14 protein-coding genes are annotated in these 18,211 nt (G+C 49.0%); 6 read left to right on the forward strand and 8 right to left on the reverse strand.

The genetic code is table 11. The features are described 5' to 3' along the window. Positions 1–96: 96 nt before the first annotated feature. Positions 97–1,935 (reverse strand): anaerobic ribonucleoside-triphosphate reductase, encoded by a 1,839-nt coding sequence (gene nrdD / locus EST55_RS06305; protein WP_129496862.1) that lies wholly within the window; start codon positions 1,933–1,935, stop codon positions 97–99. Positions 1,936–1,937: 2 nt separating this feature from the next. Then, entirely contained in the window at positions 1,938–2,411 is a 474-nt protein-coding gene (gene nrdG, locus EST55_RS06310) for an anaerobic ribonucleoside-triphosphate reductase activating protein (protein ID WP_129496863.1), read from the reverse strand. A 348-nt stretch (positions 2,412–2,759) separates the two neighbouring features. Between nrdG and EST55_RS06315 the strand changes: the two genes are divergently transcribed. From EST55_RS06315 to EST55_RS06325, 3 genes are all read left to right on the forward strand, one after another. Then, a complete protein-coding gene (locus EST55_RS06315; protein ID WP_129496864.1) occupies positions 2,760–5,000 on the forward strand; it encodes a nitric-oxide reductase large subunit in 2,241 nt (746 codons plus the stop codon). A gap of 62 nt (positions 5,001–5,062) precedes the next feature. Beyond that, a complete protein-coding gene (locus tag EST55_RS06320; RefSeq protein WP_129496865.1) occupies positions 5,063–6,172 on the forward strand; it encodes a methyl-accepting chemotaxis protein in 1,110 nt (369 codons plus the stop codon). Then, a complete protein-coding gene (locus tag EST55_RS06325; protein WP_129496866.1) occupies positions 6,169–6,441 on the forward strand; it encodes a hypothetical protein in 273 nt (90 codons plus the stop codon). The genes EST55_RS06320 and EST55_RS06325 overlap by 4 nt, the downstream gene beginning before the upstream one ends. Positions 6,442–6,448: 7 nt before the next feature. Here EST55_RS06325 and tmpT read toward each other — a convergent pair whose 3' ends face one another. From tmpT to EST55_RS06355, 6 genes are all read right to left on the reverse strand, one after another. Further along, positions 6,449–7,087, reverse strand: a complete 639-nt coding sequence (tmpT, locus tag EST55_RS06330) for a thiopurine S-methyltransferase (protein WP_129496867.1) — start codon at positions 7,085–7,087, stop codon at positions 6,449–6,451. A gap of 93 nt (positions 7,088–7,180) precedes the next feature. Beyond that, positions 7,181–7,948, reverse strand: coding sequence for a peptidylprolyl isomerase (locus tag EST55_RS06335; protein WP_100690993.1), 768 nt, complete (start codon positions 7,946–7,948; stop codon positions 7,181–7,183). A 43-nt stretch (positions 7,949–7,991) separates the two neighbouring features. Further along, a complete protein-coding gene (gene narI / locus EST55_RS06340) occupies positions 7,992–8,717 on the reverse strand; it encodes a respiratory nitrate reductase subunit gamma (protein WP_100690994.1) in 726 nt (241 codons plus the stop codon). A gap of 10 nt (positions 8,718–8,727) precedes the next feature. Further along, complete coding sequence (gene narJ, locus EST55_RS06345) at positions 8,728–9,486, reverse strand: nitrate reductase molybdenum cofactor assembly chaperone (RefSeq protein WP_129496868.1); 759 nt, start codon at positions 9,484–9,486, stop codon at positions 8,728–8,730. Between the two features lie 4 nt (positions 9,487–9,490). Then, positions 9,491–11,026, reverse strand: coding sequence for a nitrate reductase subunit beta (gene narH, locus EST55_RS06350; protein WP_100690996.1), 1,536 nt, complete (start codon positions 11,024–11,026; stop codon positions 9,491–9,493). Between the two features lie 20 nt (positions 11,027–11,046). Then, complete coding sequence (locus EST55_RS06355) at positions 11,047–14,766, reverse strand: nitrate reductase subunit alpha (RefSeq protein WP_129496869.1); 3,720 nt, start codon at positions 14,764–14,766, stop codon at positions 11,047–11,049. Positions 14,767–15,080: 314 nt separating this feature from the next. On the opposite strand from EST55_RS06355, the gene EST55_RS06360 reads away from it, so the two are divergent. From EST55_RS06360 to EST55_RS12355, 3 genes are all read left to right on the forward strand, one after another. Beyond that, on the forward strand, positions 15,081–16,877 hold the full coding sequence (locus EST55_RS06360; RefSeq protein WP_129496870.1) for an ATP-binding protein: 1,797 nt from the start codon (positions 15,081–15,083) through the stop codon (positions 16,875–16,877). An 86-nt stretch (positions 16,878–16,963) separates the two neighbouring features. Then, positions 16,964–17,989, forward strand: coding sequence for an MFS transporter (locus tag EST55_RS06365; RefSeq protein ID WP_240665259.1), 1,026 nt, complete (start codon positions 16,964–16,966; stop codon positions 17,987–17,989). Continuing rightward, positions 17,931–18,185 carry a hypothetical protein gene (locus EST55_RS12355; RefSeq protein ID WP_240665260.1) on the forward strand — a complete coding sequence of 85 codons (255 nt, stop codon included), beginning with the start codon at positions 17,931–17,933 and terminating at the stop codon, positions 18,183–18,185. The genes EST55_RS06365 and EST55_RS12355 overlap by 59 nt, the downstream gene beginning before the upstream one ends. Positions 18,186–18,211 lie beyond the last annotated feature (26 nt).

Here is an 18,211-nt window from a genome sequence, read left to right on the forward strand (position 1 = left end):
TTCGTGAAGTGCGGGCGGAGAATACCACAAAACCACTTTTTAAATGCATCAAAAAAGAGGGAGCTGAACTCCCTCTTTGTGGGTAGATGTGTCAACTTAACTTGCCTTACGCAGCCCTATATTGGCCTGAGCCGCACCGTTAGTGGCCTGGCTCGCTTCGTCGCGATGATAGTGACGCGCAGCATGCTCTTTACGACGCCCCGCACTGAAGGCAGAAACCCGCTTCAGGTAGCCAATAACTCGTGTGCCGTAGTCAATATTCTCTGAATGACAGCTGGAGCATTCACTTAACGTGCGCTTGTCGATGTGCTCACACTCATTACAAATGGTGATTTTGACGTTAATACAGAAGTAGTTACAGCCAGTTTTCGCAGCAATGTTCAGCAGTGACAAGTAGCCGGTTGTATTCAGCTTTTCATCCATATTCAGGTGCAATGCCGAGCCACCGTCCAAATACTCCACCAACTCCTTACCATGCATCACAAACTTATCCAAAGCATTCGTTTCGTCGTCCTCAACGACGTAGAAATACGAGTTGTAGCAGTCGCGCGATACTTTATAACCGTCGGCTTTGTCCCATTTTGCATTCTTAACACCTAAGTTTTCTGCCGGAACAAACTCGGTATTAAACATGTAGCCGTATTCCGTTTTGGCGGCTTTGTTGGCGTCATAAATAACCTTCAGGTGACGTTCGACAAAGCTCTTATACTCCGGATTATTGCTTGCTCTAATGCCCTGAGATTCGGCGGCTTCGACCATGCCGTTAATGCCAATGGTCAAGAACTGTTTGTCCAGACTGATAAAACCGGCGTCATACACTGTCAGCATACCTGCGTCTTTGTACTCTTCCATAAGCTTGCGGTAAGCCACCTGATACTTATGAATTTTGCTAATTTCTTCCTCTAAATCGCGACCGTCCTGCACTAAACGGTTCATATTAATGGTAATGACATTGATCGATCCGGTCGCAACACCGCCAGCACCCAGGGTGTAAGAGAAGGTATTGTCGCTAATTTCTGAGCGCAAACGGCAGCAGGACGCTAGTGAGTCGGCATTGTCTGACAAATACACAAAGAATGAGTTACCGTTGGCTAATTCCGCCGCCATTTTCTTCGCGAAAACCTGATCTTTACAGGCGCCCTCTTCCGTTAACATGGCAACGGTCACAACCGGGAAGGTCAAAATGGACTTTTCACGCTCTTTATTGAACCAGTCTAAGAAGAAGTCCTGCAAAGCACTGACGGTTTCCCACTTAGGTTTACTAAAATCTTTCGGGAAGACGAAGTCGCCAAACATGCTGTCAAAGTAATGCTTGTCATACACAGAAATGTTCCAGAACACGCTCTGATAACCACGCGCAGCTGCCGGTTGATTAATCGCATACACAACGTGCTGTAAATGATTTTCGATTTGCTTGCGGTGCGTGTTTAAGTAGTCATCACCGTAGTCTTTACGCGCGAAATAGTCGAAGTAAGTCAGGAACTCAACGGTTGCCACCGCGCCAGCGTATTGCGAGCTCACTGCGAAAACAAAATTCACAAAGGAGCCACAAAACGACTCTAAATGTTTAGGCGCCAGCGACTCGCCACCGAGTTTTGTCAAACCGTCGGTTAAAAATGGGTACATCGTCACTGACACGCAATAGGGTTTCAAACTGGTCTCATCGTGCACGTAAATTTCATGATCTTCTATTTGGCGCACATATTCTTTTGCTAAGTTGTCATCGAACAGCTCCGCAATTTTGTTACTGACCTGCTTGCGGTTCACTTGAACAAAAAAGTCTTTCATTAACTCAGCCTCTAAGGTCGCAATGTTCTTCTGCGTAACATTTGCGTTGGCGTCCATTTTCGAACCGTCTGCCGCATTTTGTGCGTTCAGATAGTCCGCAATGAAGTCTACTTTTTCTGAAACCTGGTCGTCGTTTAAGCGCAACATAATTATTCTCCTGTCAGAAACTTGCAGTTCAGTAGCTGCTTTGTTCTTAAATCATAAAATTTTTGATTAGTACGGGGGCTGTCTAAACCGCCCATCTCGGCTATCCATGGCCCGGTTTTTAAGTACGTCAACTGTTCCCTAATGCGCAAAGAGACATCTTCGTAGCCTGTATAAAGACAGGTTTCCAACCCTTCGGCGCGAACTCGTTTTAAGTGTTTTATCAGCGCTTCCGGTTGCCATTCGCCGCCCAGAAACAACACGCACGTAATGAGGCCTTTGTACATAGCCAGGCGCTCTTGCAAGTAGTCTTCGGTTAACGCTAAACCGCTGCCGATGGGCCAACTGTCCACGCTATGACAACCTTTACACCCGACAGGGCAACCCGTAATGGTGTAAGCTAACGCCACTTCATCCGGCACTTCCTGCCAGACAACCTGTTCAGAGCTGTAATGTAGCTGTTGTGGGTAGCTCGTCATAAAACACCATATATCGGACTAATCTATGAATAAAACACTATATCTTGTGTTTTCTTAGCATAGGCAACATAAAATACTGTGCATTGATCATCCTCAAGAAACGCGTTGAATACCTCTAACGGGGTAGAAAATACCTTAAAGGTTGTTTTAACCCTAACAGTAAAAAAAACCCTTTCCAGTTAAGTCATAAAAACCCTAAAAATAAAAAATATTATAAAAATCAAAATGTTAAAAATTGGCACTGAAGTTGCTCTAGGCATGGGGACAGTGAGATCAACATCACTATTCATTCTTTTTTGAGGGAGTAACAACCCATGATGTGGTTCAGAGGTATCAAGGAGGTCAACAATGGCCGGGTATCGTAAGCTTTGGTGGACACTAATCGGTGTTCTTGCAATTACTTTTGGTGTTTTAGGGTATTTTGGAACGGAAGTTTACCGGGAGGCACCGCCTATTCCGGACAAGTTCGTGAGTACCAACGGTAACGTCATTGCAACCGAAGAGTCGGTTCTTGACGGACAAACGGCATGGCAGTCTGTGGGCGGCATGCAGTTAGGCTCTATTTGGGGTCACGGTGCGTACCAGGCACCTGACTGGACAGCGGACTGGCTGCACCGTGAGCTGCTGGCCTGGTTAGACATTCGTGCACAAGAAGTGTTCGGTAAGCCGTATGACAAGCTGACCGGTGTTCAACAAAACCAGCTTGAGTATGAACTGAAAGAAGAGTATCGCACCAATACATACGACAAAGGCTCAAACGAAGTTATTTTGAGCGAGCGCCGTATTCAGGCCATTGAGCAAACCGGTGAGTACTACTCCAAACTGTTCAGTGACGACCCTGAGTTGCGTCCTACTCGCGTCAGCTATGCGATGAAAGAAAACACATTACCTTCGGCAGAGCGTCGTGCGCAAATGAATGATTTCTTTTTCTGGACCGCATGGGCGGCTGCTACTGAACGCCCGGGTGCCGATATCACTTATACCAACAACTGGCCACACGAGACACTGATAGACAACGTGCCTAGCGCGGAAAACATCATTTGGTCTATTGTCAGTGTCATTCTTTTAATTGCCGGTATTGGCTTCCTGATTTGGGCGTGGGCATTTTTACGCGACCAGGAAGAAGAGGAACTGATTGCGCCGGAGCACGACCCTATTTCTAAGGTCAAGCTAACACCTTCGCAAAAAGCACTGGGTAAATATCTGTTTATTGTGGTTGCGTTGTTTAGCTTACAGGTTTTATTGGGTGGCTTAACCGCTCACTATACGGTTGAAGGACAAGAGTTCTACGGCATCAATATCTCTGAGTGGTTCCCCTACTCACTGACACGTACCTGGCATATCCAGGCCGCTATGTTCTGGATTGCGACCGGGTTCTTAGCCGCCGGTTTATTCCTGGCGCCAATTATTAACGGCGGTAAAGATCCTAAATACCAAAAGCTCGGCGTGGACGTGTTGTTCTGGGCGCTGGTTCTGGTTGTTGCGGGTACCTTTATCGGTAACTGGCTGGCGATTGCGCAAATCATGCCAGAACACCTGAACTTCTGGTTAGGCCATCAGGGTTATGAGTACGTCGACTTAGGTCGCTTATGGCAAATTGGTAAGTTCCTCGGCATCGTCTTCTGGCTTGTTCTTATGATGCGCTGTGTTGTTGGCGCTTTCAAAGAGAAAGGCGACAAGAACTTACTGGCATTATTCACCGCTTCAGTCGTTGCCATTGGCCTATTCTACGGAGCTGGCTTCTTCTACGGTGAGCGTACTCACATTTCTATTATGGAATACTGGCGCTGGTGGATTGTTCACCTGTGGGTAGAAGGCTTCTTCGAAGTATTTGCCACTGCCTCATTAGCCTTTATTTTCCACAGCATGGGCTTAGTTTCTCGCCGCATGGCAACCGTTGCTGCACTGGCTTCAGCGTCGCTGTTCATGCTTGGCGGTGTACCAGGTACCTTCCACCACTTGTACTTCGCGGGCACAACCACACCGGTTATGGCCGTAGGCGCAACCTTCTCTGCGCTAGAAGTGGTACCGCTGATTGTACTGGGCTATGAAGCCTGGGAAAACTACAGCCTGCAAAAACGTGCTGACTGGATGCAACGCATTAAATGGCCACTACTGTGCTTCGTTGCTGTTGCGTTCTGGAACATGTTAGGCGCCGGCGTACTAGGCTTTATGATCAACCCGCCTATTTCGCTGTACTACGTGCAAGGTCTGAACACCACACCTACTCACGCACACGCAGCCTTATTTGGTGTGTACGGATTCCTGGCATTAGGCTTTGTATTACTGGTGCTCCGTTACATTCGCCCGAACCTGCAGTTCGACGAGAAACTGATGAAAATGGCCTTCTGGACCATGAACATAGGCTTAGCATTAATGCTCTTCACTAGCTTGCTGCCCGTCGGTTTCATCCAGTTCTACGCGGCGGCGACTGAAGGTTTATGGTACGCGCGCAGTGAGGCCTTCATGCAACAGCCTCTGCTACAGAACCTGCGTTGGTTCCGTACCCTTGGTGATATGGTCTTCATCGTTGGTGCGCTCGGCATCAGCTGGCAAGTCGTCAAAGGCTTAAAGCATAAATCTGCTTAACCCTTACTAAACCAGGCTTCTGCAACTTTTGTAGAAGTCTGGTTTTTCTTTTTGGAGGCCCCATGCAGTTAATCGAAAAATTAGGGTATGTCCGCAGTCATCAATGCTCATCGACTCAGTCTCAATTACGCCAGCGTATCGCACAGCTTGAAGCTGAAAACACCACGCTGTCAGGACAACTAGAATCGGCTCAGCAAGCCGTTTCGCAACAGCAAACCGAACTCAACGACTACCGTCAACGCCTGACGTTTGTTGAGAATTTCACTGAGTCACTGGCGGGTTACCAAAACACCTTTTCACAGCTCAGCGATTTACTACAACGAGAACGCGAAACCATTCTTACCATTGACCAAAACAACCAGTCGGGTGAATCCACAATGTCAGCTGTGGTCGGCAACTTGTCGTCCATTGTTAATGATATCGAGTCGACGTCAGAAAGTATCGCCGCGTTAAAGGGGCACACTCAGGAAATTGAGCAAACCAGCGGTGATGTCCGTGGTGTGGCGGAGACCACTAACCTACTGAGTTTGAATGCCAATATCGAAGCGGCGCGGGCCGGTGAACATGGCCGTGGCTTTACCGTGGTCGCTAACGAAGTCCGGGCACTTTCTCAGCGTACAACGGAACTGACCGACCGAATTAACGATAAAGTCGGACAAATTGTGCAAGGCGTTGACTCAAGTCATGCTCTGAGTGTTGAAGCCATGCAGACCACGCGTGAAAATATTGAGTCAACAAAGCATTATTTATCATCTCTTGCCGAAGAAAATACGCACATTAAGCAACTGGGCGGCAGTATCTCTAACAGTGCACTGCTTGCGCAGATTGAGCTGGCCAATATTGAAGAAATGCAACTGCGGATGGACGTCTATCGTGTGTATTTGGGCACCTTAGCCGCCGATAAATGCAATGTTGTTGACTCGGACGAGTGTGGCATTGGTCGTTGGTATTATTCGGAACTGTTCCGTGAGCGGTTTAAGACACATAAAAGCTATCAAGCGATTGAAGCGCCTCATGACCGTGTCCATGAGTCGGCGCAAGCCGTTGTCGATGCCGTGAAAGCAGAGAATACTCCACTGGCCCGCGAGCAACTCGAGAAAATGGAACAATACAACCGCGACGTGAACCATCATATTCGCATTATGTCGGAGAGCTTACTGGAGGATGTATGAGCCGCAAACCCGATACCAAAACCGCAGTGTACCAGCTGCTGGATGTTATTCGCGAACACATTCCTTTTGGGTTAAAAGAAGCGGATATGTGTCAGGGTATTTGTCGCGGCTGCTCGAAAAAAATGATGGAAATGTTGGATGCCGAAGTTAGCCAGTGGCAGGCCGACCTGGATAATGACCTTGCTGACCCGACTCTGGCAGACTTAGTTTTCATGGAAAAGCTAGCACGCCGCACCGAAAAGATCTTACGACGTAACAGCTTAATGTAACTGGCTATTAAGTGAGTTGATAAACTTGCTCTGTCACCGGATTATCTTCGGGCTTCTCGCCATTCAAGATGCCTTCATCAGACTCGAGTTGCTCAATGCTAAAACGCTGACCAAAACCGGATTCTACTTCGCCTTCACTAACCGAAAACGGAGGGCCTTCCCGGAATCCCGCAGGATACTGCAAGGTTATTAGTAACCCCTGAGCGCGTTCAGGCAACTGCTCGCTTAACTGCTTCACGTAGTGTCGACGCATTTCCGGCGGTAACGCCACCATGGCAGCTCGATCATACCAGGCGTCAACATCGGCTAAATCTTTGCCGGTCAACTCAAAGAAGTCCCCCACCCAAATGACCAGCTCATCCAGTGCGTATTCTTTGAACTTACCCTTTTGCGTCACCGTCGGCGTTAAGTCGTTGTCACTGAAAAACTGCTTTACTGCAAGGTCGCTCAGCTCAATACCAAACACCCGGTAGCCGTTATCTAATAACCACAGCATGTCGTTTGATTTACCGCACAGCGGCACAAATACTGTCGCACCCGGTTTGGCGACTTTCTTAAAATAGCGCCGCAGCATCTCGTGAGCTTCCGGACGGTGAAAGCCAATTTGCTGATTTTCCCATCGTTCATGCCAAAAGCTGGCTTCCATGGTGACTCCTTACCTTAAAAACGGTTACTACCAATAAAAAAGCACCCACGAAGGGTGCCTTTAAATACGTTAAAAATCCAGCATTACTGGGCCTTACTGTAACAGCGGTGACCCGGTACTGACAAAATCAAAACCTTTAATATCCGCTTCATTTGCCAATGCCTGAATATATTGTGACACCGCTTTACGATGCACTTTTTCTTCCAGATACTCAGCAATTTTGTCGCGAACAGCGTCATAAGGTAACGGTTTGCCGTCGATTTTATGATCCACGCTGACAACGTGAAAGCCATAACGGCTTTCAACCGGATATTTCATCACGCCCAGTTCGGCAGTAAATAACTGGCGCTCAAACTCAGGAACGGTTTGCCCGCGACTCAGTTGCCCTAGGTTACCATCGGTTTCTTTAGACGGGCACGAAGAGTACTGACGCGCTAACTGAGCAAAGTCGTGGCCTTGCTTGAGCTCTTCAATTAACTGCTCTGCCATACGCTTGGCATTAACACGCTCTAAGTCGTCGTCCGGTGCGGCTGCCAACAGGATATGTCGAGCTTCAACAATGGGTGACGTTTTAAAGCGCTCCGGGTTTTGCTCAAAATACTGACGACAGGCTTGTTCGTCGGCTTCGGGACGAGCAACCTCACGATCAATCAGTTTCTCGATAAAATCGTCACTGCCACCGTCAGCTGTGTCATCCAGCACTTCTATACCTAAGTCATTAGCACGCTGTTTAAACAGTTCACCAATGACCAGCGCTTCCGCTGCTTTCGCCATGGCTTCTTCACGCGTTTCTGCCGGATGATACTGCATTTCCTCCAGAATCATTTTTTCCGGAATTTCCGTTTGATTAACTTGAATCATTATTACTTCCTCGAGGGGGCGTTGCCCCCTCTAGTTCAATCACTTAATACGTCGGTTTAGCAAATTTCTTGCGTACAACCTGGTGCTGGCGAGTAATGTACTGTACCGGCACACTGAACATATGCACCAGACGTGTGAATGGGAAGATTAAGAAGATGGTCATTCCCAAAAACACATGCAGCTTAAATACCCACTCTATTTGAGGGTTAGAAATAGCCGCCACCGACTCAACAGGATCTAGCGTAACGATGTTTTGAGCCCAACTCATAAGCATCAGCATAACGCCTGCTTTTTCACCCTCTGCGCCATGAACAACGTGCATCGTAGAATAGTAAATTGAGATAAGCCCCAGTGCTAATTGAGCAAAGAGAATCCAAAGCAATAAAATGTCCATTTTCGAGCTATTGATTCTTACGCGCTCAATATTCATGCGGCGGTTAATTAAAATAACTAACCCATACAAGCAAATGAGTCCAAATATGCCGCCCATAACAATAGCAACCCATTGCTTGAACTCATTACTAACACCCAACATATGCCAGACAGGCTTTGGCGTTAATAACCCAACTAAGTGACCGAAGAAAATACCAATAATACCAATGTGGAACGGCAAGCTACCTTTGCGCAGTTGCTTGCTCTCCAGCATTTGGCTGGAACTGGTTTTCCAGGTGTACTGTTCGCGGTCGTAACGAATCCACGTTCCGATAAAAAATACAGCCAGGGCAATATAAGGATATACGCCGAAGGCCAACATATTAATGTAATCCATGATGCTCTCCTTAAATGCCTGAAACTTTTCTTGGCTGCGTCTGAACCGGTTGCGATTGACCTGACTGCATTAAGTCATCCGTGTTAAACGGCACGTACTGATCGCGACGCTGACCTTCTGACGGGCGGCTTTGCGCGCTTGGGCAGCCATTGGTTTGGTCATTGCCAGTGAAAGTCACCGCTTCCTCTTCCCACACTTTGTCCAATTCTTTCGCCGTGTCGTCACGTTTTTCATCGGCGATTTGACGACGCACATCGTCAAGGTCGATATCAATACCCGACACGTGCAGTAGCACTTCAAACAACAGTGAGTAATTACTGCCGCGCTGTTCAAGGCGAGCCGTCAGAAGCGCCAGAATATGCGCCACTTCTTCTAAGCCTAAGCGCGCATTTTCGTCACCCTGGGTCGATAAAAACTCCAAATACAAAGGAATGTAATCGGGCAACTCTTTAACGCCCAGTTCCAAACCGGCTTGCTTGTACTGGTTGTTCAGATCGACCATGGCCTGACCGCGGTCACGCGACTCGCCATGCACGTGTTCGAACAGCAGCAATGACAAGGCTCGACCACGCTCAAACAAGCTGTCGTACTCCGACTGCCAGTCCATTAAGCTCATGTCGCAGCGCGTTTGCAGAAACTCCATTAACGCCGCTTTATCGCCCGCTGCTAATGGTGATTGCTGGACCATGGCTTCCAAGTCTGCCCGAGCTTCAATAAGCTCGGGTTTTGGGTAGTCCAATAATAAAGAAATAACCTGTAAAACTTGCATCTGATTACTCCTTCATGGTCACAGGAATGACCTGGCGAACACTTTGTTTCTTCGCGCCGAACAGGTTCACACCATTGTTACCATCGCTACAGCCGTTGCCGAAGCTAAAGCCGCAGCCGCCTTTAACGTCATACGCGTTTTCAGCATACGCACGGTGGCTGGTCGGAATCACAAAGCGATCTTCAAAGTCAGCCAGCGCCATGTAGCGATACATTTCTTCAACTTGGTTTTTACTCAAGCCCACCTGCTTCAGTACATTTAAGTCTTCAACACCGTCCACATGCTGCGAGCGCATGTAAGAGCGCATCGCAATCATTCGCTCTAACGCCCGAATAATTGGCTTCTCGTCGCCCGCAGTTAGCAAGTTCGCCAGATAACGCAGCGGAATACGCAGCGACTTCAAGTCCGGAATTTCACCGTCCATGCCGACATGGCCTGCTTCAACTGCACTTTGAATTGGCGACAGCGGTGGTACATACCAAACCATAGGCAGTGTGCGGTACTCGGGGTGCAGTGGCAGTGCCACTTTCCATTGCATCGCCATCATGTAAACCGGTGAGCGCTGTGCGGCTTTAATCCAGTTTTCAGCGATGCCCTCTTTACGCGCCGCTTCCTGAACTTCAGGGTCATGCGGGTCTAAGAAAATACCCAACTGCTCTTCGTACAGGTCTTGCTCGTTTGGCGTGTTTGCAGCTTCTTCAATGCGGTCCGCATCGTAAAGCAGTACACCTAAGTAACGGATACGACCGACGCAGGTTTCTGAACAGGTCGTTGGCTGACCCGCTTCAATACGCGGGTAGCAGAACGTACATTTTTCAGATTTGCCGGTCTTCCAGTTGTAGTAAATTTTCTTGTACGGGCAACCCGATACACACATGCGCCAGCCGCGACATTTGTCCTGGTCAATCAGAACAATACCGTCTTCTTCACGCTTATAGATAGCGCCCGAAGGGCACGCCGCCACACACGCCGGGTTCAGACAGTGCTCACACAGACGTGGTAAATACATCATGAAGGTCTTTTCAAACTGACCGTACATGTCTTTTTGAACCACGTCGTCAAAGTTTTTGTCTTTCTTACGCTTTTCGAATTCCGTACCCAGAATTTCTTCCCAGTTCGGACCCCATTCAACTTTCTGCATCCGCTTACCGGTGATCAGTGAGCGCGGCCGTGCAGTCGGTTGGTGCTTGCTCGGCTTCGCCGTGTGCAAGTGTTGGTAATCGAATTCAAACGGCTCATAGTAATCGTCAATTTCAGGTAAGTCCGGATTACCAAAAATATTCGCCAAAACGCGGCGTTTACTACCAATTTTTAGCTCCAGATTGCCTTTTTTATTCCGCGACCAGCCGCCGTTCCATTTGTCCTGGTTTTCCCATTCTTTCGGGAAACCAATGCCTGGCTTGGTTTCTACGTTGTTAAACCAAGCGTATTCGACCCCTTCGCGAGAGGTCCATACGTTTTTGCAGGTGATGGAGCAAGTATGACATCCGATACACTTGTCCAAATTCAGCACCATGCCAATTTGAGCTCTTACTTTCATCGTGTTGTCCTCACTCCGAATTATTCAGTATCCAGGAAGTCGACTTTGTCCATCTTGCGGACCACCACGAATTCATCGCGGTTACAGCCTACTGTCCCGTAGTAGTTAAAGCCGTACGCCTGTTGTGCATAACCACCAATCATGTGGGTTGGCTTCATAACGACACGCGTTACTGAGTTGTGGATACCACCGCGGGTACCGGTCAGCTCAGAGCCCGGCATATTCAAAATACGCTCCTGGGCGTGGTACATCATGCTCATACCCTCTGGTACGCGCTGTGAAACCACTGCACGAGCACAGATTGAACCGTTCACGTTGAATATTTCCATCCAATCGTTATCTTCAATACCAGCCGCTTTCGCGTCGATTTCACTTATCCAGACGATTGGACCACCGCGTGACAAGGTCTGCATAATCAGGTTGTCGGAGTAAGTACTGTGGATACCCCACTTCTGGTGCGGCGTAATCCAGTTCAGTACAATTTCTTTGTTGCCGTTCTGGCGCTTGTTCAGCACCGGCGCAACTGTTTTTAGGTTAATCGGTGGCTTATACGCACAAAGGCTCTCACCAAAGTCCAGCATCCATTCATGATCCTGATAGAACTGCTGACGACCGGTAATAGTGCGCCATGGAATCAGCTCATGAACGTTGGTGTAACCGGCGTTGTAAGACACGTGCTCATCTTCCAGACCTGACCAGGTCGGTGACGAAATGATCTTGCGTGGCTGTGCAACGATATCGCGGAAGCGGATTTTCTCTTCTTCCTTCGGCTTCGCCAGGTGTGTGTGATCACGCCCTGTCAGCTCACCCAGTGCCGCCCAGGCTTTAACCGCAACATGACCATTGGTTTCAGGCGCCAGCGACAAGATGGTTTCACACGCATCAATGGCCGATTCAATCTTCGGACGCCCCTGGTTGGCCCCCTCTTCCACATGTCTGCGGTTCAGCTTACCAAGGAATTCCACTTCTTCTTTGGTGTCCCAGCTAATACCCTTACCACCATTGCCCAACTCGTCCATTAGTGGGCCCAGTGAGGTAAAGCGGTGATACGTATTCGGGTAGTCACGCTCAACCACCGTAATGTTCGGCATGGTTTTACCCGGAATGGCTTCGCATTCGCCTTTCCACCACGCTTTACCACCGTATGGCTGTGCTAATTCACCCGGCGAGTCGTGCTGTAACGGTACAGTCACTACGTCTTGCTCTACGCCCAGATGGCCCTGGCTCATTTTCGAGAAGTTCTTCGCAATACCTTTAAAGATGTCCCAGTCAGACTGAGCTTCCCAAACCGGGTCAACCGCGGCTGTTAATGGGTGAATAAACGGATGCATATCCGAGGTATTCATGTCGTCTTTTTCGTACCAGGTTGCTGTTGGCAGAACGATATCTGAGTAAAGGCACGTGGTCGACATACGGAAATCGAGTGTGGTTAACAGGTCGATTTTGCCTTCCGGCGCTTCGTCTACCCACTCTACGTCTTCTGGTTTCTTACCGCCAAACTCGCCCAAGTCTTTACCTAACAGGCCATGCTTAGTACCCAACAAGTGCTTCAGCATGTACTCGTGACCTTTACCTGAGGAACCTAAAAGGTTTGAGCGCCAAATGAACAAGTTACGCGGGAAGTTTTTCGGATCATCCGGTTGTTCACAGGCAAACTTCAAGTCGCCTTTTTTCAGCTGGTCAACCACATAATCTTTTACATCCATGCCAGCTTCTTCCGCCGCTTTCACCAAGCCCAGTGGGTTAGTACCGAGTTGTGGTGCAGACGGCAACCAACCCATGCGCTCAGCGCGGGTGTTGTAGTCCAAAATGGTGCTGTTCCACTTGTCTTTGTTGGCAAGCGGCGACACCACTTCACTCATATCCAGCTTCTCGTAGCGCCATTGGCTTGAGTGGTTGTAGAAGAACGAGGTACCGTTCATGTGGCGTGGCGGGCGCTGCCAGTCCAGGCCAAATGCCAGCGGCTGCCAGCCGGTTTGCGGACGCAGCTTTTCCTGACCCACGTAGTGAGCCCAACCACCACCAGACTGACCAATACAGCCACACATCATCAGCATGTTGATCATGCCGCGATAGCTCATGTCCATGTGGTACCAGTGGTTGATACCGGCACCCACGATAACCATGGAGCGACCTTTGGTTTTGTCCGCGTTGCGACCAAACTCGGTTGCCACACGAATAACGTCTTCTGGTTTAACGCCCGTAATTTGCTCTTGCCATGCCGGTGTGTAAGGCACATCGTCGCTATAGTCTTTGGCACGATTCTCGTCATTAATGCCGTTGTCGACGCCATACTGCGCCAGCATTAAATCAAAGACGGTCGCAACGTAAGCGGTTTCTCCGTTCGCCAACTCGACTTTTTTCGCTGGAATTTTACGAACCTGAACTTCGTCGTGGTTGGTGTGCTGGAAGTATTCATACTCGTGCGGTGCATTACCGAAGTAGGGGAAGCCCACCTCAACCACGTCGTCGTGGTTATCTTTTAATGACAACTGCAGGCCAACGTCACCTTTCTTATCTTTCTGCTCCAGGTTCCACTTGCCTTTTTCACCCCAGCGATAACCGATAGCACCGTTCGGGCTGGTTAAACGCTGATCGTCGCTGTTAATAGCAATGGTTTTCCAGTCTGGGTTATTGTCTTCGCCCAGATTGTCGACCAAGTCAGCAGCGCGCAGGAAACGACCTTGATTCAAGACTTTCTCACCTGGTTCCAACATCACCAACATTGGCATGTCGGTGTAGCGCGTCACGTAGTCGTGGAAATACTGGCTTTGCTTGTTCACGTAGAATTCTTTCAGAATGACGTGACCAAAAGCCATGGCCAATGCCGAGTCAGTACCCTGACGAGGCGCTAACCAAGTATCACCAAATTTTGAGGCTTCGGAATAGTCCGACGTAATAACGCAGGTTTTGGTGCCTTTGTAACGCACCTCGGTAAAGAAGTGAGCATCTGGTGTACGGGTTTGTGGTACGTTTGAACCCCAGGCGATAATGTAGTTGGAGTTATACCAGTCTGCTGACTCCGGCACGTCGGTTTGCTCGCCCCACACCTGTGGTGAAGACGGCGGTAAGTCACAGTACCAGTCGTAGAAACTTAAGCAGTTACCGCCAATCAGCGACAGATAACGTGCGCCGGCAGCGTATGACACCATCGACATCGCAGGAATAGGCGAGAAGCCCGTTATGCGGTCAGGACCGTATTCTTTTGCCGTGTAAACGTTAGACGCAGCGATAATTTCATTCACTTCCTGCCAGCTAGCACGAATAAAGCCGCCCATACCACGTGCTTGCTTGTAGCTTTTCGCTTTAGCAGGGTCGGTGACAATAGACTCCCAGGCTTTAACCGGGTCTTTGTGCTTTTCTTTCGCTTCGCGCCACAGCGACATTAACTGCTGACGAACCTTTGGATACTTCAGACGGTTGGCACTGTAAATGTACCAGGAATAACTCGCACCACGAGGACAGCCACGCGGCTCGTGGTTTGGTAAGTCAGGACGTGTGCGCGGATAGTCAGTTTGCTGGGTTTCCCAGGTCACCAAACCGTCTTTGACATAAATTTTCCAGCTGCACGAACCGGTACAGTTTACCCCATGGGTAGAACGTACCACTTTGTCATGCTGCCAACGTTGCCGATAACCTTGCTCCCAAGCGCGGTCTTCGTCGGTTGTGACACCATGACCGTCGGCAAATGGTTCTTTGTGCGTTTTAAAAAAACGCAGTTTTTCGAGTAGACGACTCATAATTTCAGACTCCCAGTCCACGCCTAACATTAATAATCACGTAGGCTGAAGTTTGCGCCATCTTTCCTTGACTTGCCACCCACCGAACTGAGCTAAGCTATTGATTAGAAACAAAAACTACCACTAAGGTGGTATATGCATTTAAACTGCACCTATTGATTTACAAGGCTTTTTTTAAATCTACTTGAGAATAGTTATCACCTACCCTACAAAGTGGTAAAAAAGAGGTAGCCCAAAGTTACCAATCGTTGTTTCTCTACCCACTGTTGCTATATCATTGTCCTGTATTTTTAAAAACGGAACGCTGGTTATTTATGCTGCGTAATGCCTCAATCATTAATGTCTTTCGAATATCCCTCGCGATTATTGTGATTGTCGCCAGCGCATCCTCTTTGTCCGCTTTCTGGTTGTTGGAAAAATCCGAGCAGGACGCCGAGCTTATTAACGTTGCAGGCTCCATGCGCATGCACGCCTACAAGTTCGCGACCGAACTTTCTAATGATCAACCGGCACAAGCCCAGGCGACTGTCGAAAAAATTGAAGGTCTGTGGGAAAAGCCACTTCTGAATCGTCATTTCGCTAAAGCCAGCACAGACCTCGAAAGTTACGCCCTCCAGGTAAAGCAGGAATGGCAAGGTATTGCTCGAGACGCGCAAGAGCGAGGCTATTCACAACTTTCTGACAGTGATTCACAGCGAATTAGTGTTTATGTCGACCAGCTTGATCAGCTCGTAGGTATGTTACAGGAGCACTCTGAGCACAGAATGGAAAGTGTCCGCAGTGCCTTGGCGCTGGCCTCCTTTATTATTGTGGCGGTGTTTTTCTTCTTGCTGACCGTATTAAAACGCAAAATCGACGAACCGCTCACGCATTTATTGTCAGTGTCTAAGCGCTTAGGTCGCGGTGACTTTACCGCCAAGTCCAAGCTTAATAACAACGACGAAATTGGCCAACTAGCACGTACACTGAATAAAATGTCAGAAACCGTCAGCTACTTTTACGGCGGACTGGAGCGCCGCGTCGAGCAGCAAACCGAAGAGCTGTCGCGTAAAAATAAAGTGCTGTCGTTCTTGTACGACACTGCTCGCTCTATTATTGAGCACAGTTACGACTACAACAATTATCAGGAAGTTATTGAGAAACTCTACGAAGTGGGCGAAGTTGAAGATATTGAACTGTGCCTGCTGACCGAAGAAGGGAACCGCCCATTCCTGCAATTGCAGCCACGCCCAAATTCTCATGAGCCCTGTGAAGCCGGTGACTGCGCCACTTGTATAAAAGCCGGCCCGGGTGCGTCGGTTATTGAGGACAAAATGGTCTATCGCTTTGTGTTAAAACGCGAAGACCAAAACTACGGTGTGCTCATTGTACGCTGCGACCCAACAGAACCACTGGCCACCTGGCAGCAACAGCTGATGAGCTCAACCGCCGACCAACTGGCCTTATCGCAAAGTCTTAAATCAGAAGAAGAGCAAGTGCGCCGTCTGGCACTGATGCACGAACGTACCGTTATTGCGCGTGAGCTCCATGACTCTCTGGCGCAGGCACTGTCGTACTTAAAAATTCAGGTTACGCGACTGCACAAAGCCGTCGACAAAGATGACCGTGACACCATTGACGACGTGAGCAACGAACTGCGCGAAGGCCTGAACGCCGCCTACCGCCAGTTGCGCGAACTGCTGACTACCTTCCGCCTGAAAGTCGACGGCTCTGGCCTATACAACGCGCTGCAAACCACAGTGAAACAATTCTCCGAACAAAGCGACATGGCCATTAACTTAGATTATCGCCTGAACAATATTCCATTAGCGCCGCACGAAGAAATTCACCTGCTACAGATTATTCGTGAAGCCAGTCAAAATGCGATAAACCACAGCGAAGGAAGTGAAGTCAGCATTACCCTGTCACAGCCAAGCGGACAAGACGTTGAACTGCACATTCGCGACAACGGCATTGGCCTGCCTGAAAACGCCGAGAAAATTAACCACTACGGTCTGGCAATTATGCAAGAGCGCAGCCGTAACCTCGGCGGCGACATTCGCCTGCAGCGACTCGAAAGCGGTGGCACCGAAGTCTTCTTTACCTTTACCCCGGATTATTTGTTGCAGTAGGATGCACCCGCAATAGACTCACGGCTTTCGTAACCCCAAAATGCATCCTAGACTGGTAGTACAAGTCATCAGTTGAAGACGCATTTATGGGACAGGTTTCAGGCATCCGTTTTGCGCTGACAGGCGCCACACTTATTGCCATAAGCTTTGGGCTGGCTCGCTTCGCCTTTGGTTTGTTTGTCCCGCAAATACGTACTAACCTAGAAATCAGCGCTAACACAATTGGTGTTATCGCCGCACTCCCCCTTATCAGTTTCGTTCTTATCAGTTTAGTGGCGCCTTTAGTCACCAAGTATTTTGGTGCGCGTAATACAACCGTACTATCCGCCTTATTTGGTGTTTTCGGTCTGGCGTTAGTCAGCCAGGCAGCGGGACCCATTAGCCTCGGCTTGGGTGTCTTCGCTTGCGGTATATGCACGGGTTTAATGATGCCGGCGTTAACTTCCGCCATGCAGGCTTTGGTCGACCGTTCCATTCATGGCCGTGTCAGTTCTGTTATGAATGCGGGCACGAGCATTGGTGTGGCGCTCTCTGTTCCGGCCGTCTTGTTTTTAGTGGGGGCATGGCGTTACGCCTATTTGTCCTTCACGGTAGTCGCCATTATTGGTGTTCTACTTGCCTGGTTTTTAATTCCGTCGGTTTCCAGACTTACTCCCTCTAATGCCGCACCACCACCTAAGATTAAAGCTAGACAATGGTGGCGCTTATTAAAGTTGTCCTTATTTGCCTTCGCCATGGGTTTTATTGCATCTGCATATTGGACGTTTGGGCCGGATTTAGTCACCAATTTGGGGTCACTGTCATCCCAACAAAGCGGTTGGTTATGGTTAGCCTTAGGTATTGCGGGCTTAGGCGGCGATAACCCACGCGCTCATGCTAATGATGCTGACAACCAGTTTAACTCTGTTGGCCGCCAGCCCCAGCCAGATCTACCTGGCCGTTTTCTCAGCATTGATTTTTGGTTTGGCCTACATGAGCCTAACCGGATTGTACCTGATGACAGGCATTCGTTTATTACCAGGCCGTCTCTCAATGGGACCCGTGCTGCCCTTTGTGGCGTGTGCCCTAGGCCAGGCAGCAGGATCGCCTATTATTGGTTTACTCGTTGGTGAATTTGGCTATGCCGAAAGCTTCTCTATTTTTGCGGCGGTGGGTGTTTTTATCGCACTCATATCGCCTTTCTATCCCGGTCATACTGAACATGAGGGTGAGGTGCCTGAAGAAGAAACCGGTCTGCAAGCAGCGTACGATAATCAGCTGCAAGATGAAGAAGGCGAGCCTTTAGAAAGTTCGGGTACCGAACAGTGATGCTGGTACCCAGTTTGCCAGCATAC

The sequence above is a fragment of the Idiomarina sp. 29L genome (assembly GCF_004123135.1).
In the GTDB taxonomy this organism is placed as follows: domain Bacteria; phylum Pseudomonadota; class Gammaproteobacteria; order Enterobacterales; family Alteromonadaceae; genus Idiomarina.